Annotated in this window: 28 protein-coding genes; 4 read left to right on the top strand and 24 right to left on the bottom strand. The window is 72.4% G+C overall.

The window, feature by feature from the left end:
• Nucleotides 1-123: 123 nt before the first annotated feature.
• From J1M44_RS05455 to J1M44_RS05415, 9 genes are all read right to left on the bottom strand, one after another.
• Nucleotides 124-651, bottom strand: coding sequence for a hypothetical protein (locus tag J1M44_RS05455; protein ID WP_036315583.1), 528 nt, complete (start codon nucleotides 649-651; stop codon nucleotides 124-126).
• Between the two features lie 11 nt (nucleotides 652-662).
• The gene (locus J1M44_RS05450; RefSeq protein ID WP_010079843.1) at nucleotides 663-1,253 is read right to left on the bottom strand and encodes a DinB family protein; all 591 of its coding nucleotides are present in this window, start codon (nucleotides 1,251-1,253) and stop codon (nucleotides 663-665) included.
• A 98-nt stretch (nucleotides 1,254-1,351) separates the two neighbouring features.
• The gene (locus J1M44_RS05445; RefSeq protein ID WP_144824480.1) at nucleotides 1,352-2,896 is read right to left on the bottom strand and encodes an alanine/glycine:cation symporter family protein; all 1,545 of its coding nucleotides are present in this window, start codon (nucleotides 2,894-2,896) and stop codon (nucleotides 1,352-1,354) included.
• 222 nt (nucleotides 2,897-3,118) lie between these two features.
• Nucleotides 3,119-4,135 carry an ABC transporter substrate-binding protein gene (locus J1M44_RS05440; protein ID WP_049159728.1) on the bottom strand — a complete coding sequence of 339 codons (1,017 nt, stop codon included), beginning with the start codon at nucleotides 4,133-4,135 and terminating at the stop codon, nucleotides 3,119-3,121.
• 20 nt (nucleotides 4,136-4,155) lie between these two features.
• Entirely contained in the window at nucleotides 4,156-4,830 is a 675-nt protein-coding gene (locus tag J1M44_RS05435) for an ABC transporter permease (RefSeq protein WP_049159725.1), read from the bottom strand.
• The gene (locus J1M44_RS05430) at nucleotides 4,827-5,561 is read right to left on the bottom strand and encodes an ABC transporter permease (RefSeq protein ID WP_049159722.1); all 735 of its coding nucleotides are present in this window, start codon (nucleotides 5,559-5,561) and stop codon (nucleotides 4,827-4,829) included. The genes J1M44_RS05435 and J1M44_RS05430 overlap by 4 nt, the downstream gene beginning before the upstream one ends.
• Nucleotides 5,558-6,367: an ABC transporter ATP-binding protein gene (locus tag J1M44_RS05425; protein WP_144824479.1), complete on the bottom strand. Its 810-nt coding sequence runs from the start codon at nucleotides 6,365-6,367 to the stop codon at nucleotides 5,558-5,560. The genes J1M44_RS05430 and J1M44_RS05425 overlap by 4 nt, the downstream gene beginning before the upstream one ends.
• 410 nt (nucleotides 6,368-6,777) lie before the next feature.
• A complete protein-coding gene (locus J1M44_RS05420) occupies nucleotides 6,778-7,674 on the bottom strand; it encodes a MerR family transcriptional regulator (protein WP_065572705.1) in 897 nt (298 codons plus the stop codon).
• 89 nt (nucleotides 7,675-7,763) lie between these two features.
• Nucleotides 7,764-8,825 carry a zinc-binding dehydrogenase gene (locus tag J1M44_RS05415; protein ID WP_144824478.1) on the bottom strand — a complete coding sequence of 354 codons (1,062 nt, stop codon included), beginning with the start codon at nucleotides 8,823-8,825 and terminating at the stop codon, nucleotides 7,764-7,766.
• A gap of 265 nt (nucleotides 8,826-9,090) precedes the next feature.
• Here J1M44_RS05415 and J1M44_RS05410 point away from each other — a divergent pair, with 265 nt between their 5' ends.
• Both J1M44_RS05410 and J1M44_RS05405 read left to right on the top strand, forming a co-directional pair.
• Nucleotides 9,091-10,593, top strand: a complete 1,503-nt coding sequence (locus tag J1M44_RS05410) for an AMP-binding protein (protein WP_144824477.1) — start codon at nucleotides 9,091-9,093, stop codon at nucleotides 10,591-10,593.
• Between the two features lie 42 nt (nucleotides 10,594-10,635).
• On the top strand, nucleotides 10,636-11,358 hold the full coding sequence (locus tag J1M44_RS05405) for a DUF6226 family protein (RefSeq protein WP_144824476.1): 723 nt from the start codon (nucleotides 10,636-10,638) through the stop codon (nucleotides 11,356-11,358).
• Between the two features lie 27 nt (nucleotides 11,359-11,385).
• Here the strand turns inward: J1M44_RS05405 and J1M44_RS05400 are convergent, their stop codons facing one another.
• From J1M44_RS05400 to J1M44_RS05375, 6 genes are all read right to left on the bottom strand, one after another.
• Entirely contained in the window at nucleotides 11,386-12,138 is a 753-nt protein-coding gene (locus J1M44_RS05400; protein ID WP_144824475.1) for a metal-dependent hydrolase, read from the bottom strand.
• 130 nt (nucleotides 12,139-12,268) lie between these two features.
• Complete coding sequence (locus J1M44_RS05395; protein ID WP_144824474.1) at nucleotides 12,269-13,003, bottom strand: LrgB family protein; 735 nt, start codon at nucleotides 13,001-13,003, stop codon at nucleotides 12,269-12,271.
• Nucleotides 13,000-13,365, bottom strand: coding sequence for a CidA/LrgA family protein (locus J1M44_RS05390; protein WP_115260324.1), 366 nt, complete (start codon nucleotides 13,363-13,365; stop codon nucleotides 13,000-13,002). The genes J1M44_RS05395 and J1M44_RS05390 overlap by 4 nt, the downstream gene beginning before the upstream one ends.
• Nucleotides 13,362-14,069, bottom strand: coding sequence for a GntR family transcriptional regulator (locus tag J1M44_RS05385; protein WP_098471010.1), 708 nt, complete (start codon nucleotides 14,067-14,069; stop codon nucleotides 13,362-13,364). Before J1M44_RS05385 ends, J1M44_RS05390 begins: the two co-directional genes overlap by 4 nt.
• 459 nt (nucleotides 14,070-14,528) lie before the next feature.
• A complete protein-coding gene (locus J1M44_RS05380) occupies nucleotides 14,529-15,749 on the bottom strand; it encodes a Fic family protein (protein ID WP_144824473.1) in 1,221 nt (406 codons plus the stop codon).
• A complete protein-coding gene (locus tag J1M44_RS05375; protein WP_342356571.1) occupies nucleotides 15,746-16,075 on the bottom strand; it encodes a GNAT family N-acetyltransferase in 330 nt (109 codons plus the stop codon). The genes J1M44_RS05380 and J1M44_RS05375 overlap by 4 nt, the downstream gene beginning before the upstream one ends.
• A gap of 253 nt (nucleotides 16,076-16,328) precedes the next feature.
• Here J1M44_RS05375 and J1M44_RS05370 point away from each other — a divergent pair, with 253 nt between their 5' ends.
• Nucleotides 16,329-17,471, top strand: coding sequence for a GNAT family N-acetyltransferase (locus J1M44_RS05370; protein WP_144824471.1), 1,143 nt, complete (start codon nucleotides 16,329-16,331; stop codon nucleotides 17,469-17,471).
• Nucleotides 17,472-17,535: 64 nt separating this feature from the next.
• Here the strand turns inward: J1M44_RS05370 and J1M44_RS05365 are convergent, their stop codons facing one another.
• Nucleotides 17,536-17,907, bottom strand: a complete 372-nt coding sequence (locus J1M44_RS05365; RefSeq protein ID WP_241252826.1) for a hypothetical protein — start codon at nucleotides 17,905-17,907, stop codon at nucleotides 17,536-17,538.
• 322 nt (nucleotides 17,908-18,229) lie between these two features.
• Between J1M44_RS05365 and J1M44_RS11675 the strand changes: the two genes are divergently transcribed.
• Nucleotides 18,230-18,397 carry a hypothetical protein gene (locus J1M44_RS11675; protein WP_241252825.1) on the top strand — a complete coding sequence of 56 codons (168 nt, stop codon included), beginning with the start codon at nucleotides 18,230-18,232 and terminating at the stop codon, nucleotides 18,395-18,397.
• On the opposite strand, the gene J1M44_RS05355 is transcribed toward J1M44_RS11675, so the two are convergent.
• The 8 genes from J1M44_RS05355 to J1M44_RS05320 all read right to left on the bottom strand — a co-directional run bounded on the left by J1M44_RS05355 (nucleotide 18,357) and on the right by J1M44_RS05320 (nucleotide 26,205).
• Nucleotides 18,357-18,881: an RES family NAD+ phosphorylase gene (locus J1M44_RS05355; protein WP_144824470.1), complete on the bottom strand. Its 525-nt coding sequence runs from the start codon at nucleotides 18,879-18,881 to the stop codon at nucleotides 18,357-18,359. The genes J1M44_RS11675 and J1M44_RS05355 overlap by 41 nt on opposite strands.
• Nucleotides 18,882-18,937: 56 nt before the next feature.
• Nucleotides 18,938-19,294: a DUF6176 family protein gene (locus J1M44_RS05350; RefSeq protein WP_144824469.1), complete on the bottom strand. Its 357-nt coding sequence runs from the start codon at nucleotides 19,292-19,294 to the stop codon at nucleotides 18,938-18,940.
• Between the two features lie 85 nt (nucleotides 19,295-19,379).
• Nucleotides 19,380-20,300 (bottom strand): Abi family protein, encoded by a 921-nt coding sequence (locus tag J1M44_RS05345; RefSeq protein ID WP_241252824.1) that lies wholly within the window; start codon nucleotides 20,298-20,300, stop codon nucleotides 19,380-19,382.
• 227 nt (nucleotides 20,301-20,527) lie between these two features.
• Nucleotides 20,528-21,037 (bottom strand): hypothetical protein, encoded by a 510-nt coding sequence (locus tag J1M44_RS05340; RefSeq protein WP_144824467.1) that lies wholly within the window; start codon nucleotides 21,035-21,037, stop codon nucleotides 20,528-20,530.
• A gap of 172 nt (nucleotides 21,038-21,209) precedes the next feature.
• Complete coding sequence (locus J1M44_RS05335; RefSeq protein ID WP_206480718.1) at nucleotides 21,210-21,506, bottom strand: 8-oxoguanine DNA glycosylase OGG fold protein; 297 nt, start codon at nucleotides 21,504-21,506, stop codon at nucleotides 21,210-21,212.
• A gap of 6 nt (nucleotides 21,507-21,512) precedes the next feature.
• On the bottom strand, nucleotides 21,513-22,109 hold the full coding sequence (locus J1M44_RS05330; protein ID WP_144824465.1) for a DinB family protein: 597 nt from the start codon (nucleotides 22,107-22,109) through the stop codon (nucleotides 21,513-21,515).
• A 23-nt stretch (nucleotides 22,110-22,132) separates the two neighbouring features.
• Entirely contained in the window at nucleotides 22,133-22,939 is an 807-nt protein-coding gene (locus J1M44_RS05325; RefSeq protein WP_144824464.1) for an alpha/beta fold hydrolase, read from the bottom strand.
• 5 nt (nucleotides 22,940-22,944) lie between these two features.
• Nucleotides 22,945-26,205 (bottom strand): DEAD/DEAH box helicase, encoded by a 3,261-nt coding sequence (locus J1M44_RS05320; protein ID WP_144824463.1) that lies wholly within the window; start codon nucleotides 26,203-26,205, stop codon nucleotides 22,945-22,947.
• Nucleotides 26,206-26,330 lie beyond the last annotated feature (125 nt).

Here is a 26,330-nt window from a genome sequence, read left to right as displayed (position 1 = left end):
CTCCCCGCTGCCCCCTCCCCACCGCTTTGCGGGCCGAATGCGACGCTCCCGTGCCCGATTCAGGGGCTCATCCGTCGGATTCGGCCCACAAAGTGCTCGGCCGGGCCGCCCGGTGCCGGCCGGTCACCAGAGCAGCTGGTCCCCGCGGATCTGCGTCTGGAGTCCGTCGATGCGCCCGAGCACGGAGACCTGCAGCAGGGCCGGCCAGGCGTGCACCACGAGCCCCAGGGCCACCGCGACCACGCCCCAGACCGGATGCCCGACGGCCGCCAGCGCCACGCCCGCCACCGCGTGCAGACCCGCGGAGGCGGCGTGGCTGACGAGGGAGCCCACGGCGGCGGTGCGGATGCGCCGCAGGTCGGCCCGGCCGGTGATGCGGCGGCTGATGGCCGCGTTCCAGCCGACGGCGCCCAGCTGCCGGGAGAGCCAGTCGGTGCGGACCCGGCGGGCGAGATCGCGCCAGCGCGTGTCCCGCCTCCACGGCCGGTCCACGAGCTGCCGCGAGGGCTCCCCGTAGAACGGGCCGAACCCGAAGGTCCCCACCGTGAGCACGCCGACGAACAGCCCCGGCGCCGTCGGCGCCATCAGCACGAAGGCGGACATCAGGGCGGCGACGGTGAGGGCCAGACCGGCGAGCGAGCGGGGAGTCATCACCGCGGACGCTAGCGCACCGGGCCCGCACCCCGGGCGATCCCCTCGAGCCGCCGCACGTGCGCGGCCCACCGCTCGGCGTCCCAGCCGGGCAGGTTGTCCCCGGGGCCGCGCAGGCCGGCCTGCCCGTCGATCCCCTCGCGCAGGATGTCGGCGTGGCCGGCATGGCGGGCCGCGTCGAGGGCCACGTGGGAGAGGATCTGCGCCAGAGTCACCTCGGCCAGGTGCGCGGGCCACCAGGGGACCCGCCCCCGCGCGTCGAGGACGAGGGCCTCGATGGTCGCGTCCGCGTGCGCGAAGCATCGCCGCGCGTAGTCGAGGACGTCCTCGAGGGTCTCGTCCTCGGCGGCGAACAGGTCCGCGCCGTCCTCCTCGCCCACCCCCGGCGCGTCCCAGGGCAGGGGGATGCCGGCGGGGCGGCCGAAGACCTCGCCGAAGTACTCGAGCTCGCACGTGGCCGCGTGCTTGAGCAGGCCCAGCAGGTTGGTGCCGGTGGGGGTGCGGGGCAGGCGGACCTCCCGCTCGGGCAGGCCGTCCAGCTTCGCGAAGAGGGCGTCGCGCTGCCGGCGCAGCCCCTGATGGAGGATCTCCTTGTGGTCCATGGGGTGAGCCTGCCGGGATTCAGGCCGCGCGGACGGCCCTGGCCCGTGGCCCGACGTCGTCGCGGACGTCCGGCGCCCCGGGCCGCCGTCGTCGGTCCTCAGCCCTCCCGGCGCGGGACCACGGTGATGGCCCGGGTGTCCGGGGCGGTGTCCGCGACGTGGTCCATGGCCTCGTCCACGTCCCCGGTGCGCTCGTAGGCGGCGTGGATCTGTTCCCACAGGTGGGCGTTGCGGACGCCGATCGCGTGCGGATCCAGCACGGGTTCCTGGCCGGCGCGGCGCTGGCGGTCGTAGTCCTTGAGCAGTCGGATGGCCACGGGGCTCAGCAGGATGAGCGCCACGATGTTCACCCACGTGTAGAGGCCGACGCCGAAGTCGGCGAACGCCCACACGAGGGCCGAGCTCTGCACGGACCCGAACACCATGGAGCCGGCCAGCAGCAGCCGGGCGACCGCGATGACCGCGCGCTGCGCCGTCTTGTTCGGGATGAGGTAGGCGACATTCGTCTCCGCGTAGAACGCGAAGGAGAGCAGGGTGGTGAAGGAGAAGAGGAAGACGGCGATCGCCACGAAGGACGGGCCGAAGGCGGGCAGTGCCTCGTCGATGGCGATCTGGACCCACGCCGGTCCCTCCTCGACGCCGGGCACGTGCTCCGCGAGCAGACTCTCCCCGTCCGGGCCCAGCACGTTGAAGCTGTTCGTGGCGAGGATCATCAGGCCGGTCATGGTGCAGACGAACAGGGTGTCCACGTAGGCGGAGAACGCCTGGGCCAGGCCCTGCTTCACGGGGTGGGAGACGTGGGCGGCCGCCGAGGCCTGGGCGCCCGAACCGGTGCCGATCTCGGTGGAGTACACGGCACGGCGCACGCCCCACGCGACGGCGGCGCCGAGGATGCCGTTGTAGACCGAGTCCAGGCCCAGCGCGCTGGAGAAGATCAGCCCGAACATCGCGGGGACCTGCTGCCACATCAGCCCGACGACGAGCAGCCCCACCAGGATGTACGCGCCGGCCATGAACGGGACCACGAGGCCCACCGTGCGGCCCAGGCGGTGCATGCCGCCGAACACGATCGCGCAGAACAGCACGGCCATCCCGAGACCCACCCACAGCGGGTCCCAGCCCCACGCCTCGGTCGTGGCGGCGGTGACGGCGTTGGCCTGGATCTGTGGGCCGGTGAAGACGGTGGCGAACACGGTGGCCGCGGCGTACGCGACCGCCAGCCACCGCCAGTTCCGGCCGAGCCCCTCGAGGATGTAGTACGCGGGCCCGCCGCGGTACTCGCCGCGGACCTTGTGCTTGTAGAGCTGTGCGAGCGAGCTCTCCACGAGCGCCACGGGGGCGCCGAGGATCGCCGTCACCCACATCCAGAACAGCGCGCCCGGGCCGCCCAGGTAGATCGCGGCCGCGACGCCCGCGATGTTGCCGACGCCGATGCGGCCACCCAGGGCCATGGCGAACGCCTGGAACGAGCTGATCCCCGCGGACGACGATCCTCCCCTGGCCAGCTGACCCACCATGTCCTTGAGCAGCCGCACCTGGGGGGCCGCCATGCGGATCGTGAAGTACAGGCCCAGGGCGAGGAGCCCGACGACCATGGGCAGGCTCCACATGATCGAGTTGGCGGCGGTGACGAACTGCTCCATGGTCACTTCCCAGGTCGTGGACAGGATCCGTGCACTCCATCACATTCGGGCCACCCCGGGCACCCCTGAGCCCCCGGGGGGGTCGGCGCGGGACCGGCAGGGTCGGCCGGCCAGACACGCCGCGCCGTCCCTGCACCCCCGCCTCCCTCGAACCAGGAGAAAGTGGTCGCCTCACGAGGCGTGAGGCGACCACTTCCTCTGATTCGGCGTCGAGGGCAGTCCTCAGACCAGGCCCTTCTCCTTCAGCCACTCCCCCGCGACCTCTCGCGGCTGCTTCTTCTGCTCGCCCGAGTTCTCGGCGTTCATGGCCATGAGGTCCTCGGTGGTGAGGACCTTCTGCACGGACTCCACGGCCTCGCGGATCTGGTCCGTGACCCTGTCCTTGGCCATGAGCGGGACGATGTTCTGCGGGGTCACCATGCCCTCGGGGTCCTCGAGCATCACGAAGCCGTTCTCCTCGATGGCCGGGGTGGTGGAGAAGATGTTCGCCAGGTCCACGTCCCCGTCCTTGAGGGCCTTGACGGTCAGCGGGCCGCCGCCGTCGCTGATGGGGGTGAACTCCATCCTGTCCGCGGGCACGCCATAGACGGACTCCACGCGGGCGAGGCCGGCGCCGTAGTCGCGCTGGCTCATCTCCGGCGGGCCGCCCACGCGGAGGGTGCCGTCGTAGTCCTTCAGGTCCGCGTAGGAGGAGATACCGTGCTGCTTGGCCCAGTCGCCGGCCGCGCACCAGGCGTCCTTGTTCTCCGCCTTCGCCTCGGCCAGGACCTCGAGGTCGTCCGGGAGGGCCTTCTGCAGGGCGGCGAACACCTCTTCGGACGTCTTCGCCTTCGCCTGCTTGTCATAGAAGGCCAGGAGGTTGCCGGTGTACTCGCCGATCAGGTCGATGGACCCGTCCTTGAGGGCACCGAGGTAGACCTCGCGGGAGCCGATCTGCATCTTCCGCTCCACGGTGAGGCCCTTGGCCTCGAGGACCTGGGCGTAGAGCTCGCCGATGATCTCGGACTCCGGGAAGTTCGCCGAGCCCACGCGGACGGTCCCGCCGCCGCCCCCGCCGGAGCCGGAGCCTCCCGAGCCCTGCCCGCCGCCGTCGGAGGAGAGCGGGTCCCCGCCGCAGGCGGCCAGCAGGGGCGCGCCGGCGAGCAGGCCGATCACGGCGCGGCGCCGCACCAGCCGGTTCGGGGCGGCGGACGGGTTCGCTCCCGCCCGGGGATTCAAGGTGTGGTCGGTGGCAGCCATGGCAGCCGTCCTTTCGTGGGTCAGCCGCGGGCCCTCAGCCCAGCGGGGGTCAGGATGCGCTGCACCAGCAGCAGGAGGCCGTCGCACAGCAGGGCGAGCACGGCGATCAGCACGGCGCCGGCGAGCATGGTCACGTAGTCCTGCACGGCGAGCGCGTCGAAGAGGTAGCGGCCGAGCCCGCCGAGGCCGAGGTAGGAGGCCACGGAGGTCGTGGCGATCACCTGCAGGGTGGCGGACCGCAGTCCGCCGACGGCCATGGGCAGGGCGATCGGCAGCTCCACCTGGCCGATGAGCTGGCCGGTGGAGTGGCCGTTGGCGCGGGCAGCGTGGACCACCTCGCGGGGCACGGCCTGCAGTCCGGCGTAGGTGCCGGCCAGCAGGGGCGGGATCGCGAGGATCACCAGCACCATCACGGTGGGGATCAGCGCCTCCCGCAGCCTGATGTCCAGGACGATCGCGAGGAAGGTCAGCAGGCCGAGGGTCGGCAGGGCGCGCAGGGCGGAGGACAGCGCCACCACCACGCGCCGGCCCCGTCCGGTGTGGCCGATCCACACGCCCACCGGGAACGCGATGGCCGCGGCGATCGCCAGGGCGAGCACCGAGTAGCCGAGATGCTCGAGCACGCGGGCGGGCACGCCGTTCGGGCCCGCCCAGTGGGCGGGGTCGGCGAACCAGGAGAAGAGGGAGCTGATCATCGGCGACCCTCCTGCACCGCGAGGTCGGGCACGGTGGCGAGTGCCGTCGTCGTGGTGTCCTGTGAGGAACGACGACGGCCGCTCGCCTTCCGGACCTTCGCGCGCCTCGTCCACGGCATGAGGAGAGCGGCGAGGGCTACCAGGACGAGGTCGAAGACGACGGCGAGGATCACCGTGCCGACGATGCCGACGACGATCTCGGTGACGAAGCTGCGGGCGTACCCCTCGGTGAAGAGGGTGCCGAGGGACTGCACGCCGATCAGCGCACCGACAGAGACGAGGGACAGGGTGGAGGCGCTGACCACGCGGGTGCCGGCCAGGAGGGACTCGCCGGCCAGCGGCAGCTCCACCCGCCAGAACCGCTGCCAGGCGCTGTGGCCCTGGGCGGTGGCGGCGGTGAGGAGTTCGTCGTCCACGGCGTCGAAGGCCTCGGAGGCGCTTCGGGTCAGCAGGGCCACCCCGTAGAGGGTGAGGGCGATGACCACGTTGAGCGGGTCTAGGATCTTGGTGCCCACCAGGCCCGGGAGGATCACGAACACGGCGAGCGAGGGGATGGCGTAGAGCAGGCTGGAGCCGCCCACGATCAGCCTCCGACCCCAGCCGGTGGCGTTGGCCAGGCGGCCCAGGGGCACGGAGATCAGGAGGCTGAGCAGGACCACCGGGGAGGCGAGGGCGATGTGCCGCCAGGTCAGGGACAGGATGAAGTCCAGGTTGGCGCTGATCCAGGTCACGGCTGCACCAGCGTCCCGGCGACGCGGCCGGAGGCGTCCACCACGATGGCGGTGCCGGTGCGGTCCTCCACGTGGAGCTCGCGGCGGGCGCCGCCCACGAAGGAGCGGACGAAGTCGTCGGCGGGGCGCAGCAGGATGTCCTCGCCGGTGCCGTGCTGGGCCACGCGGGCGCCCTCGCGGAGGACCAGGACCTCGTCTCCAAGGAGGACGGCCTCGTCCACATCGTGGGTGACGAACAGGACGGTCTTGGACAGCTCGCGCTGGATGCGCAGCATCTCGGCCTGCAGGTCCGCGCGGACCACCGGGTCCACGGCGGAGAACGGCTCGTCCATGAGCAGGACGTCCGGGTCCGGGGCGAGGGCGCGGGCCACGCCCACACGCTGGCGCTGGCCGCCGGAGAGCTGGGAGGGGTATCGGGAGGCGACGGCCGCGGGCAGGCCGACGAGCTCGAGCAGCTCGTGCGCGTGGTCCCGGTCCTGGCGGGAGATCCGGCCGGTCAGGCGCGGCACGGTGAGCACGTTGTCCAGCACGGTGCGGTGCGGCAGCAGGCCGGCGTTCTGCATGACGTAGCCGATGCCGCGGCGCAGCTTCACGGGGTCCAGGGAGGCGACGTCACGGCCCTCGATGAGCACGCGGCCACCGGTGGGGTCTACCATCCGGTTCACCATCTGCAGGAGCGTGGTCTTGCCGCAGCCGGAGGAGCCCAGCAGCACGGTGGTGGTGTGCGGGGGGACCTCGAGGGAGAAGTCCTCCACGGCACGGGTACCGTCCGGGAAGGTCTTCTCCACATGCTCGAAGCGGATCATGCGGTGGTGCTCCCTGAGGACTCGACAGGCGTGGACGCAGACGCCGCGCTCTTCGGGTGCGAGGCCTGATCGGCCAGCGTAGACCCCAGGTCAGGCCGGGTCGAGGGGCCGGGGCCGCAGAGGTGCGGAAAAGGTCATGGAGCCGGTGCGGAGGGTCGTCGGCATCGGGGTTTCCCGACGACGGCACTCGCCTCCGCATGTCAGGCCGTCGGGTCGAGGACGGAGATGTCAACAAGAACTCATCCGCACTCACACCTGGACAACGGTTTCGGCGACGGCACTCCCACTTCGACGTATGCACCGAGCGCGAGCCGCCGGGCCACCCCCGGGCACCCCTGGGCCCCCGGGGGGGTCGGCGCGGGACCGGCAGGGTCGGCCGGCCAGACACGCCGTGCCGTCCCCGCGCCGGCTCACCCCTGCCCCGCTCCCGCCTCCTCCCGCACCGTCACCGCCAGCTCGACGTGCCCGGCCTCCGGGTCCACGAGGATCTGACGCATCTCCGCCGCGGTGCTGGCGTCCTCCGCCTCGAACGCGTCCATGAGCCCCAGCAGGCCCGGATGGGGCAGCGCGCCGCCGGGGGCGTCGTCGAGGAGGTCGACGTCGCCCGCGTCGCCCCGCACGTCCACGTACCGCTCCACGCGGCGTGGCAGCGTCCCAGTCACCACCTCGTGCCCTTCGGCTCCGAGACCCGCGGGAGCCGGGCCGCTCAGCGGGACGGCCAGGACGGTCTCCACGACGTCGGCGGCGCCCGGCACCGGACGCAGGGCCGTCCACAGCGGCCCGGCCGGTGCCGACCCCGCCTCCGCGAGTGCCTGGAACAGCGCCGCGAAGGCGGCGTTCGCGCGCTCGGCGGTCGCCTCCTCACCGGTTTCGTCCAGGGCCACCCGCTGCACGACGCCGGCCCACGGCGTCGGCCCGACCGTGCGCTCCACCACGGGGCCGGGACAGGCAGGGCCGCCGTCGTCGTCGGGATCCGGGGCCGCGTAGACACCGGCGGCCGCGAGCGCGAGCGCGCGGTCCTCGAGGTCGCGGCGGCGTCGCAGCTCGGCCGCGTGCGCCTCGAGCCGCGCCGGCAGGGAGGCGGGGTCCGCGAGGACGGACCGGACGTCGTCGACGGTGAGGCCGGCCGCCCGCAGGACGCGGATCTGCGCGGCCGTGCGGATCTGGCCGGGCTCGTAGCGGCGGTAGCCGGAGTGGGCGTCGACGTCGGCGGGGGCGAGGAGGCCGCGCTCGTCGTAGAAGCGCAGCGCCTTCGCGCTCAGTCCGGTGGCGAGGGCGAACTCGCCGACGGTCATCAGGGGGCTCATGGGGTGACCTCTCTCTCAGGTGATCCCAGCGTGGGCGTTCCCCCAAGGGGAGGGTCAAGCGTCGCCCAGCCCGCTCGAGACCGACGGCCTCAGACCTCCAGCAGCACCTTGATCTCGCGGCGCTCGTCCATGGCCCGGTACGCCTCGGCGGCGTCATCGAGCGGCATGCGCGCGGTGAACACACGGCCGGGCTGGATCTCCCCGGACTGGATGCGCTCGATCAGCTCGGGCAGGAAGCGGCGGACGGGCGCGGGCCCGCCCTCGAGGTGGATCTCCCGGGCGAAGAGGTCGGAGCCGTCGAGGGTCTGGTCGTGGGAGACGCCCACGAACCCGACGTACCCGCCGGGGCGCACCGAGGCCAGGGCCTGGTCCATGGAGCCCTGCGTGCCGACGGCCTCGCACACCCCGTGCGCTCCGTAGCCGCCGGTGAGCTCACGCACCTGGGCGGCACCCTCCTCGCCACGCTCGGCGATCACGACGTCGGCGCCGAACTCCCGGGCGAGCGCGGCCCGATCCTCATGGCGGGAGAACACGATGACCTGCTCCGCGCCGAGGGTCTTGGCGGCCAGGACGGCGCACAGGCCGACGGCGCCGTCGCCGACCACGGCGATGGTCTTGCCGGGGCCGGCCTGCGCGGCGACGGCGGCGTACCAGCCGGTGCCGAGCACATCCGAGGCGGCGAGGTAGTCGGCCAGGCGGTCCGGGTCCGAGGGCTCACCCCCGGGCACCTTCACGAGGGAGCCGTCGGCGAGCTCGACGCGCATGTACTGCGCCTGGCTGCCCGTGTACTCGCCGGCGTTGACGCAGCGGGACTGGTAGCCGGCCTGGCAGATCTCGCACGTGTTGTCCGAGAGCATGAACGAGCCGATCACGAAGTCGCCGACCTCGAGGGTGGCGACGTCCTCGCCCTTCTCCACGATCGTGCCGACGTACTCGTGGCCCATGCGCCGGTGGTCGACGTCGTTGTGGCCGCGGTAGGGCCACAGGTCCGAGCCGCACACGCACGCGGCGGCCAGCTTCAGGACCACGTCCGTGGGCTGGGCGACGCGCGGAGTGTCCACCTCCTCCACGACGACGTCGCCCGGCGCGCGCATGACGACCGCCTTCATCGTCTTGGGGATGGCAGGGGTGGCGGGGGTCTGTGCGGTCATGGTCTGTCCTCCGGTCTGGCCCGGCGGTCCGGGCGGCGGTGTGCGGGGACCAGTCTTGCGCCCCTGGGCCGTGGAGACGACACATCGACGTCGCAGGCGGGGCCGGTGGATGACCGCGCGCCAGCGACGTCACCGCCGGGCAGACCCGCGGTGATGTCGCTGGCGTGAGGTCGGCCGCCACACCCCACTCGGCTCACAGCGAACGAGCACCGCCGGGCGTTACGCTGTGGTTCCCATCACATCCGACTCCCCCCGGAGGCCCGTCGTGACCCTCACCCTGCCCGCCCGCCTCGAGCGCACCGCCGCCGAGCATCCGCACTCCACCGCCCTGATCCTCGGCGAGAACCGCATGACATACGCCGAGCTGCAGGACCAGTCCCAGCGCCTGGCCGGGCTCATGCGGCAGGAGGGCATCGGCCCCGGGGACCGCGTGGCGCTCATGGTGCCGAACATCCCGGCGTTCCCGGTGGTGTTCTTCGCGGCCCTGCAGCTGGGCGCCGTCGTCGTCCCGATGAACCCGCTGTTCAAGCGCCGCGAGATCGAGTACTACCTGGAGGACTCGGGTGCGTCGATGCTGTGGTCCGTGCCGTCCGAGGAGGCAGTGGAGGGCGCCCGCGAGCGCGGTGTGCCGCTGCGCACCCTCGGCGAGGACGGCCTCGCCCCGCACCTCGCGGAGAGCCCCGGCCCGGTGACCGAGACCGTCGAGCGGGACCTCGAGGACGACGCCGTCATCCTCTACACCTCCGGCACCACCGGCCGCCCCAAGGGGGCCCAGCTGACCCACCGGAACATGGGCACCAACGCGGACACCGCGGCGGAGACGCTGATCCAGCTCCAGCACGGGGAGACCGTGCTCGGCTGCCTGCCGCTGTTCCACGTCTTCGGCCTCACGTGCGCGCTCATGGCGCCCGTCACCACGGGCGCCAGCCTGGCGTTGATCCCCCGCTTCGATCCCGCCGTGGCCGCGCAGACCGTCCGGGAGTGCGCGGTGGACGTGTTCATCGGCGTGCCCACCATGTACGGGGCCGTGCTGGCCGCGGCCAAGGACCGTCCGGAGGACCTGGCCAGCCTGCGCCTGGGCGTCTCCGGCGGATCCGCCCTGCCCGTGGAGCTGCTGCGCCGCTTCGAGGCCACCTTCGACTGCGAGATCCTCGAGGGCTACGGCCTGTCCGAGACCTCCCCGGTGGCATGCTTCAACCATCCGGGCGAGGAGCATCAGCCGGGCTCGATCGGACGCGCCGTCCGCGGGTGCGAACTGCAGCTGGTGACGCCGGACGGGGCCGTCGTGCCCGAGGGCGACGAGGAGACCCTGGGCGAGGTGTGGATCCGCGGGGAGAACGTGATGAAGGGCTACTGGGGCAAGCCGGAGGCCACCGCCCAGGCCATCACCGAGGACGGCTGGTTCCGCTCCGGTGACCTCGCCCGGCGCGATGCCGCGGGCAACTACTACATCGTGGACCGCACGAAGGACATGATCCTGCGCGGCGGGCTCAACGTGTACCCGCGCGAGATCGAGGAGGTGCTCTACGAGCACCCGGCCGTCGCGGAGGCCGCCGTGGTGGGGGTGCCCCACCCGGAGCTCGGCCAGGAGGTCGCCGCGCACGTGGTGCTCGCCCCCGGCGCGCACGCCACGGAGGAGGAGCTGATCCAGCACGTGAAGTCCCAGGTGGCCCCCTACAAGTACCCGCGCACCGTGAGCGTGCGGGACGGGCTGCCCAAGACCGCCACCGGCAAGATCCTCAAGCGGGAACTTGCGCCGGCGGAGTGAGCCCGGGATGACCGCCCGGGCCGGACACATGGTGAGCCTCCCATGACGACCCTGCCGCGTCTGCGCACGGGGGTGGCCCGGCGGTACGCCGCCCTCGACCTGCCCACCTGGCCTGCCCCGCACCCGGACGGCGCCCCGCCTCGGGAGGAGGAGTACTCCCGGGTGACCGACCCGCAGCGGTATTGGATCGCGGGCGTCCGGGCCCGCGTGTGGGCCGAGGTGCTCGCGGAGGCGGGCGCCGCCGTCGCGCCGGACCCGGTGCGTGGCATCCCGCTCGACGAGGCCGGGCGCGCCGACCTGACGGTCCCCGTGGGCCGGGCGCTGCGGGTGGCGCCGCCGGCCGGCGTCGACGGCGCCTCCCCCTGGTGGCTGCTGGAGACGGACGTGCCCCAGGACGACGACGGCGGCGTCCTGCCGGTGATCCGGGTGGCGGTCGGCGCCCCGGGGCAGGTGCACGCGGTGCTCCCGGACTGCGGATGCGACGCCTGCGACCCCGGGTCGGACGAGCTGCTCGAGGCCGTGGACCAGGCGGTCGTGCGCGCGGTCGGGGCGGGGGTGAGCCTGCGGGGCCGTCATGGGCTGCGGCGCCGGGGCTGGCACGTGCACTGGCGCGCGGACGGCACGGCCGAGGGGCAGGCCCGGGTCCCGGGATGGCCGTTCGAGGCGCTCGCGGACGCCTGCCGGGACCTGGCCGCCGGCGGCCGCCCGAGACTGCCGCGCGGGACCGAGGCGACCGTGCGGGCGGGGTGGTTCCCGGAGGCGTGAGGGGCGGCGGTGGCCGGATGCGGCCGCTCAGAACAGTGCCGCCACCCCCCGAGCGGCGAGCGGGACGAGCCGCACGGCCCGCACCACGGTGAACGCGGTGACCACCGAGACGAACGCCCACTCCCGCCAGGACCCGGTCCGGCCGAGCAGGGGAAGCCGGAACCGTCCGGAGGACTGCCACCACCACAGGCGCGCGGGAGGCTCCGGGCTGAGCGGCCAGAGCAGGGCCACCCCGTTGTTGGTGAGGGCGTCGCCGAGGATGTGCACGCTCACGCCGACGGCCACGGAGGCGGGGATCCACCACAGCCCGTCGCTGAGGACGGTCGCCGACACCGCGACCAGGATGCCGAGTGCCCACGCGGCCCTCCATCCCCGGTTCGGGAGCAGTCGGAGGGCCTTGGCGGCCACGGCCGCCAGGAACGCGGCGATGACCCCCTGCCCCGGCGTGTAGACGTGCCCCGCGATCGGCACCTGGATGGAGGCGGCCGCCGTCGCGATGGCGGTGAACGCCGCGATCCCCACCAGCGAGTGTGTGCCGCGCCGATGCCCACCGGCCACGTGGCGGATACCGCAGCTCATCCACTCGGTCAGGGGCGGCAGGGCGTGGACGACGGTGGCGCGGGGGTGGTCCCAGTCGCTGATCATGGCCGCGCCGGCGGTGGTCACGGCGCCGAGCAGCTGGAGTTCGGCGGGCAGGTGCAGCACGGCGATCGGCGACTGCCAGTGCGTGAGCGCCAGCCAGGCCGCAGCGCCGGTGGCCGCGTGGGACGGGCCCATCATGGGTGGGGTCCTCTCGTTCGCAGGACCGGGCCGCGTCACCGCGCCTGCGCGGGCCGGCGGGCGGCCCGCGGGGAAGGAAGAGGACCAGGGTGGCAGGCGGGGCGGACACGGTAAGGAGGCCGCCCGGCCCTCACCCCGTCATCGCCAGCACCAGCGGGGCCAGCAGGGCGGTGAGCAGGCCGGAGCAGGCCATGGCGAGGGCGGAGAACGCACCGGTCTTCGGCCCCTCGGCGAGGGCGCGGGCGGTGCCGATGCCGTGGGAGCTCACGCCGATGGCCAGGCCGCGCACGCGGGGGTCGCGCACGCGCAGCCGGTCGAGCAGCCAGGGGGCGAAGACGGCGCCGAGCACGCCGGTGAGCACGGGGAGCACGGCGGCGAGGGAGACGATCCCGCCGCCGGCGTCGGCCACCGCCATGGCGATCGGCGTCGTCGCGGACTTGGGGGCGAACGTGGCGGCCAGCGCGGCGTCCCCGCCCATCGCCCGCACGATCAGCACGGCGCTCACCATGGCGGTCAGCGAGCCGACGGTGACCCCGACGGCGATCGGCAGCAGCAGCTTCCGGATGTCAGGGCCGGCCCGGTACAGGGGGACGGCGAGGGCCACGGTGGCGGGGCCCAGCAGGAAGGTGAGGTAGCTGCCGCCGATCATGTAGGTCTCGTAGTCGATGCCGGTCAGGGCCAGGAACGCGGCCACCAGCACGATCGTCACGAGCACGGGCGTGAGCAGGGCGGTCTGCCGGGCGGCGAGCCACAGACGGCGGGAGAGCACGGCGACGGCGAGGGTCAGCGCGATGCCGAACAGCGGTGTGTGCAGGAGCGCGTCCCAGGCCTCCGCGAGGGAGTCGGTGAGATCGGCGGCGTTCACTGTGCGTCCTCCTTCTTGTTCGTGAGGCGGCGGGCGAGCGGGGCGGCGACGCCGGCGGTGACCACCAGCCCCAGCAGCCAGGGCACCACGAAGCCGACCAGCATCAGCGCCCGGTGTTCCCCGATGAGGCCCAGCACCGCGACGACGCCGACGCCCGCCGGGACGAACAGCAGCGGCAGGTGCTGGAGCAGGTGATGGCTCGCCGTCATCACCGGCGCGTCCTCGGCCGGCCGGCGCCACGCGAGCAGGCCGAGCAGCAGGAGCATGCCCAGCACGGCCCCAGGGATCGGCAGGTGCAGCGTGTCGGCCACGAGCGTGCCCGCCAGCTGGCAGAGCAGCAGGATCAGCAGGCCCTCGATCATCGGGGTTCACCTGCCTCGGACGGGCCCACGGGCGGCAGGCCGGGGACGACGCCGGTCCCCGCGGCGTCGAGGTGCTCCTGCAGGGCGCGCTGGGCGTCTGCGGCGCGCCCAGCGGCCAGCTGAGCGCAGATCTCGGCGTGCCCATCGAGGAGACGGCGGGCGGCGTCGACGGATCCGCCGGTGGCGGCGTGGATGAGGCGGGCCAGGCGGGGGGCGAAGGTGCGCACGACCTCGTCGAAGGCGGCGTTGCCGCACGTGGCGATCACGTCCCGGTGGAAGCGCACGTCCAGCGCGGAGAACGCCGCGAGGTCGCCGGCGTCCAGGGCGGCGCGCTGCTGCTCCAGGTTGGCGGTGAGCGTGGCGACGAGGGGCCCGACGGCGTCGGGTCGTGCGGCGACCGTGGCGAGGGCGGTGGACTCGAGGAGGCCGCGCAGGGCGGTGAGGTCGGCCACGCTCTGCGGCGTGAGGGCCTGCACGGCCGCGCCCTTCTTGGGGAGGAGCCGCACCAGGCCCCAGCGCTCGAGCTGGAGGAGGGCCTCCCGGGCCGGCGTCCGGGAGATGCCGGCCTCCGTGGAGAGCTGGACCTCGGTGAGCATCTCCCCCGCGGCGATCTCACCGCGGACGATGCGCCAGGCGACGTCGTGGGCCAGGCGGCCGGCAGCTGTGGCACGACTGCCCCATAAGGGGTCGGAGAGTGGAGTCATGCGGGCCAGAATAATCAGATGCATGCATGGATGTATGCATTGTGTCGGACTGGGAAGGCGCCCGGGTGGGGAGGGGCCCATGATGCCGGCGCCCGTCAACGCGGGCATGCGGCGCGGCTGTCAGCCGCGACCTGAGTCCCGAGGCGCTCCAGCAGCTCCTGCGCGCTCGCCGTAGGCACGGCGAGCCGCTCGCGTCCGTGGCGTACGCGGCCCTGCGGCAAGACCGGGCGTCCAGAACGATGACGCCGGCCCCCGCCGACGTCGACGTCCCGGGTGGAGCGCGGGGAGGGTGACCTCGCCGGCCCTGCCGGATCGGTGCCCCTGCTGGACCTGGGGTTCAAGACGTACGGCCTGCACCGGGTGGTGGCGCAGGTGGACGCCCGCAACCCGACGCCCGCCCGGATGGCCGGGGCACTGCACACGGCACTGAGGCTGGTCGGCCCGGTAGTCCACACCCGGTCAACCCCGCCGGCCCGCACGCGCGGCGAACTCGTCCAGACAGGCGAGCACCTCGGTGGCCAGCCACACCCGGTTCCGCCGCTGGCTGGAGACCGGCTGCAGCGCACCGACCTCGACGAGCTGGTCCACGGCGCGCTGGGCCGCCGGGCGCGAGACCCCCAGCACCTGGGCCAGGTGGTCCACCGTCACGGCAGGCTGAGCGATGATCACCGCGAGCGCCCGCCAGACCGCCGCGTCCCGCCGGGCGGTGAGCCGCTCGCGCCAGCCGGTTAGAGCCTCGTCCAGGTCCGCGACGAGCTCTCGGCCGTTGCCGACGGCGGCCAGGGCGGCCTGTGCGAAGCGGCGCACGATGGGCGCGGGGTCGCCGTCGCGGTAGGCGGTGAGGGCGTCGAAGTATCCGGCCGTGTCCGTGAGGAGTCCCGCGGAGAGGGGCACCCCCATACGGGTGATCGCGCCGGCCCGATGCAATACGGCGTGCACGAGGACGCGCCCGGTGCGGCCATTGCCGTCCGCGAACGGGTGGATGGTCTCGAACTGGGCGTGCGCGATGGCGGCCTGCACGAGGGCGGGCACGTCCGTGCGTCGCAGGTAGGCGAAGAGATCGTCCATCCCGGCACGCAGGCGCTCCGGGTGGGGCGGGACGAACTGTGCCGTGTGCGGCGTGGGCGCCCCGCCCCCGATCCACCCCTGCGCATCGCGGTAGGCGCCCGGCCGGGCATACTCCTGGCCGTCCATGAGGGCACGATGGGCGGCCAGCAGGGCGGGCTCGTCGAGGTCGGCGGCCAGCCGGGAAGCAGCCCCCATGGCCCTCACGTTCGCCGCCACGAGCGCTGCGTTCGGGCGGGTGCGTTCGCCGAGAGTCGCCAGGGCGAGGGCTCGCGCGCCCGCGGTGATGTGCTCGATCTGCGAGGAGGACGCGGACTCAGTGCGCAGGAGCGCCGCATCGATCGGCGCGATCTCTCCAGTGAGCCCCGGGAGGGCGTGGCTGATCTCGGCGTCGAAGCGCACGACGGCGGCCGTCGCCTCCTCGACCTCGGTCGCCAGATCGGAGGGCAGGTCGAACCCGAGTCGGGCGATACGGGCTGGGAGCGCGGCTCGATACGGGCCCGACGCGCGCACGCGAGCGCGGCGGGTGAGGACGCCAGCGTCGTCGGGGTCCGCGGTCCAGGGGCGCTCTTCCCAGCTGACGGCCCACGGGGTCGGGCGCGGATCGTTGCTCATACCACAACCTTACGCAACGTTATGTCTAGAGCGTTGCGTACTTCTGGGCGTCGTGAGGTGGAAAGCCGTCGGCCCCGGGCCCGGTGCTCCGAGGCGAGCATCGCGTCAGTGACGCCGTCCACCCAGCCGCGGGTGCGGTGCAGTGACTCCTCCTTGAAGGTGCCCTCGTGGCGCAGGCCGACCTTCTCCATCACGCGCAGGATGGGCGCGTTGTCCGTGAAGGCGTGAGCCTCCACGGGTCTGACGCTGAGGCCCGTGAAGGCGAGGTCCAGCAGGGCGCAGGCCAGCTCGGTGGCGTGGCCACGGCCGGCGTGGACCGGGGCGATGATCCAGCCGATCTCGGCTTGCGCGTCCCGGGCTTCCTCGCGCGGCCCGCCCAGAGGTCCACGTCCAGACCTCCTGGAGGCGGCAGAAGTCGAAGACGGCGGGGGCGTCGTCGGCGGCGAACGGGGTGAGCGTCAGCCGCTCGGTGCGCCGCGGGAAGATGACGCCGCGGCGCGCCACGAGGTCGAGGAGGGGCGCGGCCATGGGGTCACGGCAGCGGGCGGCGGTGACGCCCCCTCCCCTACTCTCGGCCCCATGGACGTCACCTTCACTCCGCTCGACCCGGCAGGCGCCGACCGGGACGCGCTCGTCGCCCTGCTCACCGAGAACGCGTGGCCGTTCCACACGCGCCCGCGCGTCACCCGGCCGGAGGCGGAGAAGGCCGTCGATGGCGGCGCCTGGGAGGATGAGGACCACCGCACCTTCTGGATCGAGCATCCCGAGCACGGCCGCGTCGGCGTGGTGCGCCTGGAAGACCTCACGGACCCCACCCCCTTGTTCGACCTGCGCGTGGCGGAGCGGTTCCGCGGGCGCGGGCTCGGCGCGCAGATCCTCACCGCGCTCACCCGGCACGTCTTCGAGACGATGCCCGCGGTGGACCGCTTCGAGGGCCAGACCCGCGAGGACAACGTCCCCATGCTGCGCACCTTCCGCCGGGCCGGCTGGGTCAAGGAGGCGCACTACCGGCGCGGCTGGCCCGTGGACGGCGGCGAGCCGCTCGCGTCCGTGGCCTACGCAATGTTGCGCCAGGACTGGGCGTCCGGCACGACGACGCCGGTCCCCGCCGACGTCGACGCCCCGCCTCCGGCGGAGCGCAAGGAGGGCGCGGCTGCGGGCGGACGCGCCCCTGACTGGCCGTTGCCCACCGCGCGGCTGACGCTGCGGCCGCACCGGGAGGACGACTTCGGCTGGTTGCAGGAGATGTACACGCAGCCCGAGGTGGTGCGCCACCTGCTGGATGAGCCCTGGGACGAGGCAACCGCGCGGGCGAAGCTGGCCAAGCGGATCACGTGGGTCGACCTCGGCGGCCCGTCCGGGGCGGTGCCCCTGGTGGTGGAGCACGCGGGCGTCCCCGTGGGTGACGTGATCCTGTGGCTGACGGACCGCGAGCGCGGTGTCGCGGAGATCGGCTGGGCACTGGATCCGCGGCATGCCGGTCAAGGCTTCGCCCGGGAGGCCGCAGCTGCGCTGCTGGACCTGGGGTTCGAGACGTCTGGCCTGCACCGGGTGGTGGCACAGATGGATGCCCGCAACACGGCGTCCGCCCGACTGGCCGAGATGCTCGGGATGCGTCGAGAGGCACACCACCGGCAGGACCTGTGGAGCAAGGGCGAGTGGACGGACACCCTCGTCTACGCGATGCTCGCGAGCGACCGGGGGGTGAGGGGCCATCTATGACGACGAACGGACTTCGACGCTCACCCCATGCAGCTCGAGACCGTGAGGGGTGGACTCGTGAGGCTCACCAGGTGTGCGGACCGAGATCCTCGAGGATCTCCAGGTCGAGAAGCCACTCGTCAGGGCGGGGAGTCTCGGGGAGCACCGGCTCGTAGGCGCCGACGTAGACGACCTCCCCCATGCCGAGGCCGGTGGCTTCCTCCGGCTCAAGGACCGTCAGGTCAGCGTGGCCGGGGACGCGATCGATCTCGGCGAGCCGCCCCGAGGGCCACACCTCGTGTGCCGCCCTCACCACGGCCCGCACACGACGCAACGGGATCGACCCGGCGGGGCTGCCGTCGTCGTGATGGGTGACGATCCAGCCTGCAGAGACCAGGGGCCCAGCCTGACTCACTCCCCGGGAGGGCAGCAGGATCAGCTCGTGGACTTCCCCCACGGCGCGATCGGGTCACCGCAGCATTCCTGTTCCCAGTCCGAGAGCGAGGCGCGGCCGACGGCGCCGACGGTGATGTCCATGGTCGGAGTGTAGGGGCGGGGCCTCACCCGAGGGCGCGCGGGGCGTCTTCACCGGTGATGCTGGGGATTGGACTTGAGACCAGACGAGTGAAGGCCCGGACAACTCACCCTCACCGCGTACATAGGTTCGACGCCATGACGCGAACGGGAGCCTTCACCATCGCGGGCTGGCCGCCTTCGCTATCTCCACCGGCACCCTCGTTCTCCTGTTGATCACGGGCTCGGAGACGCCTCGGGAGACGATGGCCTTCTTCGCCCTGATCATCGGCTGCTACGCACTGCCCGCGCTCTGCATCGCTGCGGCGAAACGCGTTCTGCTGGCGCTGCTGTCCGGCGCGCTGGCTGTCGTCAGCTTCCCGCTCGCCCTGTTCATCGGGTACGTTGTGGAGATGCTCCAGAGCCAGCAGTGACACCGCCCGGGGCGCGCGTCACCCGGGGCGCTCCGCCCTCGTTCCAGCGGAACAGGGTGAGGTGCCACAGCCCGGGGGCCGTGCGGGACGGGTCGATCAGCCCGTGCGCGCCGGCCTCCTCCAGGCGGCGGCGGACCGCCCACGACGACGGCTCCTCCCCCACTTCCACGGCCGGCTTCCACGGGGCCATGGCGTCGGCGAGGTCGACGCCGAGGGCCGCGAGCGCCTCGGCGTCGCGCAGATCCACGATCCGTTCTGCATGAACGTCGAAGGTCAGCAGCTCGCGCGGCGGGGTGGTCGCGTCCGTGTGAGCAACCATGGCCGCGTCCACTCCTTCCGGTGAGGAGCTGAGGTAGAGCGTGGGTGCGTCCGGTGGCGAGTACCGACCGGCGGAGCGGGAGCCGCGAAGGGCGCTATCGACGAACCGGGCGTCCACGGCGCGGTAGAACGTGCCAGCGACCGCGGTGAAGGGCGAGAGGGTCATGGGGTCATGATGCCGGGGAGATAAACCGGCTGTAAGCCGGGTTCTGCGCGCCCGCCTCACTCCCCCAGCGGCCGCATGGCCTCCTCGACGCGCTCGGGGCTCATGTGCACCTCGGGGGTGAGCAGCAGACTGGGCTCGTCGGGGTCGATGCACTCGCGCCAGTAGGCGGCGTGGCGCTCGTCGAGCCAGTGGGTGGAGTCGCTGAGCTCGGCGCCGTCCTCGCCCTGGAGGGTGTACCACCACAGGTACAGTGCGTCCCCGACGGTCTCGAAGAAGATCGTCTCCACGTACATCCGCTCGGGCTCCAGGGTCTCGCGGAACGCCTCGGGGTTCTCCCGCAGGAACGCGATCCACTCGCGGGCGCGCTCCTCCTTGCCGGCGCGGACGCGGAACCTCTCCATTTCGATCCTCATGGGCCGCCAGCCTACGGCTCCTCCCGACGACGGCGGCGGGCCGCAGCCGTCTCCCCGGGATGAAGGACTCCCGCACTGGCCGCGCTCATCGGAGGTGACGAGACCAGAACGGATCCGAGGACCAGCCCACCGGAACGCCCATCCCGTGGAGGTTCATCTCGGGCCTGTCATGCAGGAGCTCGTACAGGCGGTCGGCCCAGCGGCTGCGCGGCGAGACCGTGTCCAGAAGGGACTGGAGCGAGGCGAGCACTGGGTACAGACGCTGGCGGGACGCTTCGGGAACAGCCTCGGCACCGGCGAGCCACGAGATGGCGGGCGACTTGGGGATCATGGGGGTCACACCGAGGCCCACATTCCAGAGGCGGCCGTGGTGGGCGCAGATGTCCCGCACGCGCACATAGACCTGCAGCCACGAGGTGAGCACCGTGTCGGTCGACCCCACGCTGGCCGCCACCGCCACACGATCTGAGCGACGCGCGAGGTTGCGGTACAGGCCCGCCAGCTGCCCGATGGTCAGGGACTCCACCATGAGCCAGGACGGGGGCAGCTCCGGCTTCCGATAGGTCATCAGGTAGTGCTCCAGCGCCGAGGGGTGGTGGATCCGGTCATGACCGGACTCGGCCAACCCCAGCAGCCGGCTCCGTACCAGACGGCGGACGATGTCGAGGAGGTCCGCGTGCCGCTGTCGGTCGCGGAAGTGCGCGGCGTCGATGTACCAGTGGGCGTCGTCATAGGTCGTGGACATGTGGTCGGTCAGGGCTGCGCGGACCGCGACTTCCACACGCTCGAGGGCGTCGAGGCAATGAAGCCGCAGCTTGCGATCGAAGACGTACAGGTCCAGGACGTCGTCGAACTCGGCACCGGGGGCGAAGGTGTGAGTGGATCGCTCCGCCTGGAAGGGGATCGTGTAGGGGGAGAGCCGGTAGTACCCGAGGTGCCGCAGGTATCGGAGAGCGCGGTCCCGGTCCGGAACCACGAGCCCCCGGCTCTCAAGCTGCTCGAGCATCCGCTCGTGGGAGAGCGGAGGCTTTGCGAAGGTCTCCGACCCCCGTGCCCGCATGGTCCGTCCCACTTCACCCTCCCGTTCCGGCACGAAGCAGCGCCAGGCAAAGAAAAATCCCCCAAGTGCGCATCGTGGAGAGGCGTGGGGGATGTAGTGGGTTCAGCGTAGCACCTGAGAACTCCGTGCCACTGCCGGTCCGGCGGAGCGGTCTGGGCACCCGGCCGCGCCCCTCACAACGCCAGGATCCACCGGTCCTCTGGGCCGAAATTGTGGAGGTCGTCGCAGACGAAGCCGCGTAGCCACGGAACACCGTCCACGACACGCAGGTACAGGCCACGGTGCAGGCCGGGCGCGTCGGCCAGGGACGGGCTGAGCACATGTGCGGAGCCGTCGGGCGCGCGGCCGTGACGGAGCACCGAGTCCGGCGCGTTCGCCTGGTCCAGGGTGGCCATGCGCAACAGCGGGGCGACGGTGGGCGGGCACTCCCGCAGTCCCGCCGCCGCAGCCGCTCGCCGCAGCTCGGGGAGGGTGCCGCCGTCGGGCAAGCCGAGCTCGGCGAGCGTGCGCTCGACGACGGTCACCCGGAACGGCGCGTCGACGCGCACCCAGGCGTCGGCGATCAACTGCTCGGCGGACGCGTTCATCTCGACGCCGGCCACGCGCAGGCGGGCGAGGAGGTCGGCGGGGTCCTCCGGTGCGAGGTCGAGCGTGAGGGAGTCCCCCGAAAGCAGGCGCGTCATGGGGCCATCCTGCCTGGAGGGGGAACCGGCTGTCAGTCGGGTTCTGTACGGGTCAGGTGCGGGATTCCCCCGCAAACGGAGAGAGGAGCTGCTCCAGGGCGTCGGTCAGCGCAGCCTGCAGCATCGTGTCGCCCGAGCGGCAGTCCCACGGGAAGTCCGAGCCCACCACGTCTCACATGCTCGGCGAACCAGGCGCGCACCACGGCGTCGAGGACGCGGGCCCGCCCTGCTCGAGGGTGATGCGGGTGACGTCGGCGAGCTGCTCCTCGAACCCGTGCTGCGCCATGATGCGCTCCACCCGGGAGGGGCCGCAGCCGACCCGTCCGTACCCCCACACCATCGCGGCGATGAAGGCGTCCCGCTGCACGGCGCGGTCCTCGGCGGTCACCTTCGCGGCGTAGCCGGTGACGACGGCGCGGGTCAGCGGCTCGCACTCGAGGCAGGCGGGCAGGTCGGGCACGGGAGGCATGTGCCTTCAGTTCCGGCCCGGCCCGCCACTCCCCTCCGCGATGGCGGTCAGACGGTCCACGTGGGCGGCCCAGCGGTCGGCGTCCCACGGGGGCAGGTTGTTCCCCGGGGCGCGCAGGCCGGCCTGCCCGTCGATCTGCTCCCGCAGGATGTCCGCGTGGCCGGCGTGCCGGGCCTCGTCCAGGGCGACGTGCGCAATGATCTGCGCGAGCGTGACCTCCGCCTTGTCGTCGGGCCACCACGCCACCCGCCCGGGGGCGTCGGCGCCGAGGGCCGTGATGGTCGCGTCCGCGTGGGCGAAGCAGCGGCGGGCGAACTCGAGGACGTCCTCGAGGGACTCACCCTCGGCGGCGAACATGTCCACGTTGTCCTCCTCCGGCTGCCCCGCCGCCACCCAGGGCAGCTGCACCTCCGCGGGGCGGCCGAACGTCTCGCCGAAGTACTCCAGCTCGACGACGGCGGCGTGCTTGACCAGTCCCAGCAGGTTGGTGCCGGTGGGAGTGCGCGGCAGGCGGGCGTCACGCTCGCTGAGGCCCTCGAGCTTCTGCAGGAGGGCCGCACGCTGGCGGCGCAGCCCGTCGTGGAGGATCTGCTTGTGGTCCATGAGGTGATCCTGCCCCAGAGCAATCAGGCCGCAAACCCCCGCACGAGCTCAGCCACCCGCTCCGGCGCGTCCAGGTGCACGTCGTGCCCCGCGCCGGGCACCTGCACGTGCCGCACATCCGGGCGCCGCCGCCGCATATCGTCCAGCTCTCCGGCGGGCACGTACCCGTTCTCCCCGGTGATCAGCAGGGTTGGCGCGGCGATCTGCCCCCATTCCTCCCACCGGGGCCGCTCGTGGACGGGCCGCAGGGCGGCCTCCAGCACGTCGACGTCGAAGCGTGGCACCCAGCCGGCGTCCGTTTCCTCGAGCCCCTCGGCCCACACCCGGGCGGCAGGTCCGCCGCCGAGGTGGGCGACGGCGTCGTCCACCGTGGCGAAGGGGATGGGCCAGGCGCGAAACCAGTCGATGACGTCGGCGGTGGCCTCGGGCCCCTCCCCGCCGACGCCGCCCTCGATCAGCACGAGTCGCCCCACACGCGCCGGATGGGCGGCCGCGGCGAGCAGGGCGGTGTGCGCGCCCATGGACTGGCCCACCAGGGTGAACCGCTCCAGGCCCAACGCATCGGCTACGGCGACGACGTCGCCCACGTGGGCCGTGCGGCTCAGGTCCGCGGGGCGCCGCGTGCTGGAGCCGTGAGCGCGCTGGTCGAACGCGACGACCCGGCAGGCCCCGGCCAGCCGCTCGGCGACCTGCGCCCACTCCCCCGCGTACCCGGCCAGGCCATGCAGGAGGAGGAGCGCGGGCCCGGTGCCGCCGGAATCGAGGACATGCAGACGGGTGCCGTCCTCCCTGGTGACGGGGCCCGCGGACCCACGGCCCGGACCTGACATGCGATTCACCCCTCCGCCTCAAACGCGGCACGCCGCTCCGGTGCTGTCGGCAGCGCTTCGGCCATCTGTCGGAAGAAATTGTGCTGAGACCACGCCTCCCGGTCACCGATCACGTAGAGACGTCGTTTGGCCCTGCTCACGGCCACGTTGACCAGGTTGACGCGACTCGAGGCCCAACTGCGCGCGCCGGGCTTATCGGGGGCCCCACCCAGGACGAAGAACACCACGTCGGCCTCCCGGCCCTGGGCCGTGTGGATGGTGCCCGCGGTCAGGCCGGGGTAGTCATCAGCAAGCCCTCGAAGCGCATCTGCGACCTCACGGAACGGGGAGATCGCAATGATCTCGCCATACGGGATCCCCTTGGCGGCACACACCTCGATGCCTCTCCTGACACGCTCTATCTGGTTGGGCTGGAGGTGGGTGCCTGGAACCCGCGCCGGGGTGTCCATCCACGCACTCACGAAGACTGCCGCGTCCCCTGTCCTCTGGTACATGTCCTTGTCCGGGCCATCGCGTGTCACCCCGGAGACCATGAGTCCGCCGTAGCCGAGGTCGTTGCTCAAGGTGAACATGGGATCGTCGCATCGCCGGTGCACCCGAAGCGGCGAGCTCACCCAGACGTCCTCTTCGCCTTGCGGAAGGGTGGTGCCGTACGGGGAGACACGATCGGCGAGTCGCTGCACGGAGGACTGCGGCGCGATCCACGTCCCCGAGACGCCGTGCGCCTTCGCCAGACTCAGCGAGACGGTCACCGGGATGGTCACGACGGGTTCGAGCTGAAGCGGATCGCCCACCACGACGGCGCGGCTTGCCCGCCAGATCGCACCCGCCGCGCACTGGGGTGGGGCCTGCCCCGCCTCGTCGATGAACAGCCAGCCAATCGACTCCCGCCCCATGCCGGTGAACATCCGCTCGAAGGACGCGAACGTGGTCGAGACCAGCGGGACCAGCAGGAAGAACACCTGCCATGCCGCCCGACGCTTCTCCGGTTCAAGATCCCGCGGTGCTCCACCGGCCATGACTTCCATGGCCGCCTGAAAGGCGGGGCGGAGCTCACTGGCCGCGCCAGCGATGAACAATCGATGCAGGTCGAGCGCGGACAGGAAGAGATCGGTCCTGGCCTCCTCAATCTCCTCATCCAGCCATGGCGTGGTCGTCTCCCGCTTCTCCGATCCGACGATCTCGTCGGGATGCCGAGCGCAGAATCGCTCCTTGTCATCCTGGACAGCGGCCTCTAGGTGGGAGAGATCAGCGCGCGCCTGGGCGAGCGTATCTTCGGCCCTGGCCACCTCCCTATCCAGCTCGCCGAGGCGATGTTCCACCGCCCGCATGCCGTCAGCCAGCGCCGAGCCAGCGGCGTCTGCTGCTCTCCACCCCTCCAACAAGGGCTGATAGGTCTCACGCCACTCGTGGCCCGCGGCGCCGAAGGTGGCGACGTTCTGCCAGATCCCCGGCTTGGCGTCCCGGTGGAGGTCGAGCGCGTCTCGCGCTTTCCGGGTGTCCGCCTCTGCCTCGGCTGCCTCACGACGCCGCCTCTCGGCGTCGGCATGACAATGCTCCTGATCCTGGCGCAGGAGGGCGAGGCGCTGTTCGCCCTCACGGATCTTGCGCTGTTCCACTTCCCGTCTCGTGGCCCTGCGCGAGGCCGCGTGTCGCGACGCGAGACCGTGGTCCACCTTGTCCAATGCGTGTTGGAACGCCATACGGGCGGCACTCCACTGGGCCTGCGGCTCCGGGGAGGCGGCCCACTCGCGCAGCATGGTGTCAAGGCCCCGAACCTGCTCGCCCTGAGGGCCGGCGGGCCTGTCGAAGAACACGGCATCGCGGAAACGCGCACGATTGCCCTTGTTGCCGAGTCGTGCGGCGACCAGTCCCCAGCCCTCCAGGCGCGAGGTGCCCGGCTGCTCCGACGTGGACCTGTCCTCACCCAGGGCGTCCTCTTCCCCGCGGCTCCCGCCCAAGGCGGCGGTGGCCAGTTCGGCGAAGTAGTCCGCATCCACGTGTCGGCCGTCCTTGATGGCGCTCCGATGTGGAATCTCCTCGGAGATGTTCTCCACGGCCGCGTTGTTCGCCGAGGCCACCACCATTTCGAAGCCGACCACTTCAGGCCGGAGCTCGCGCACCCGTCGTCGCATCCTGCCCTCGCCGGTCCACTCATGGGTGCGTTCGGTGAAGGCGTCGAGTGGGTTCTCAAACGCCGAGAGTCGGCGTGCTCGCTCGACGACGTTGGACGCCAGGATGTCCCTGAGCATCGTCGTCTTGCCGGTTCCGGGTGGGCCGTTCACACCCATCAGACCTGGACCGCCCGCCAACTCGTTCAGCGCATGGTTGACCGCAAACTGCTGGCTGCGGGCGAGCGCGTGACGAGGATTCGCGGGCCATCGTCCGAGTGGGACACGGGCGGGCCCCACGCCCGCCTCGACGACCTCGGGCCGCGCGACGATATCAATGCGCTGCTGGACGTCGATGTCCCCGTCTGGAGCGAGGTAGGCGTCAAGGGCAGGCCCCACGTCACCCTGCGCGATCGCGTCGCCCACGCGGCGGAGGTCGGAGACGAAGAAGCTGTTGAGGAAGTCGATCTCAGGAGTGGTCTCGCCTGCCGTCGCGGCCACGACCTGACTGGATATGAGGAGCTCGTGTTTCGCGAGCGCGTGGACGTCCTGCACGCCGGCCACGCGATGGGCCAGCTGCAGGAGCGCCATGAGAAGCGCCGCGTCCAGCACGGGCTGCACCCCGAAGGCGTCATCGTCCGGCACGCCCGCCGCCCGGTCCACGTCGGCCGTGAAGGCCTCCCCAGCCGCCTCGAAACCTTTGATCTGCATGCTGGCGAGTGGCCTCGCCTGGCGGATCTGACCGATCCCCCACAGCGCGGAGGAGAGGATGCCTGAGCCCCCGATCAAGCGCCCGTCCTGATCGACGAGCGCTCCTGCAGCCGCGCTCTTCCGTCCGGGCCGTTCGTCGTAGGCGTCGTCGTCAGCGGGGAACATCGCATGCAGGGTCTCGTATGCGTCCTCCAGTGCGTAGACCCCGAGATAGAGCGTGTGGCGCCATTCACGGGCCGCACCCCTCTTCGTGGGGGGCGGCGGGGTGAGCCGCTTCCAGGGCAGCGCGGCGTCGCCGTCCTCAGGCCGCCAGGCCGTCACCCGCCGGCCAAGGGGAGGCGTTGTCCGCGGAGTCGGCTTGGGCAGCGGCTGGGGATCGAAGAGCTCCTGCAGCTGCCAGAAGCGCACGACGTCCTGTTGAGTTCTCCCCCGAGTGTCTCCCATGCCCACATCCTCACATCTCAGGCTCCATGGCGCCCGTGGATGCACACCCCCGCGCGCCCTCCCGAGTGCGCGCCCGATGGCCAGCTATCCGGGAAGACGAAGGCCACCTCTGGGGTCAGTGACCG

It is taken from the genome of Micrococcus sp. KRD128 (assembly GCF_017168395.1).
GTDB lineage: Bacteria > Actinomycetota > Actinomycetes > Actinomycetales > Micrococcaceae > Micrococcus > Micrococcus luteus.
This window is presented reverse-complemented; position numbering and strand designations above follow the sequence as displayed.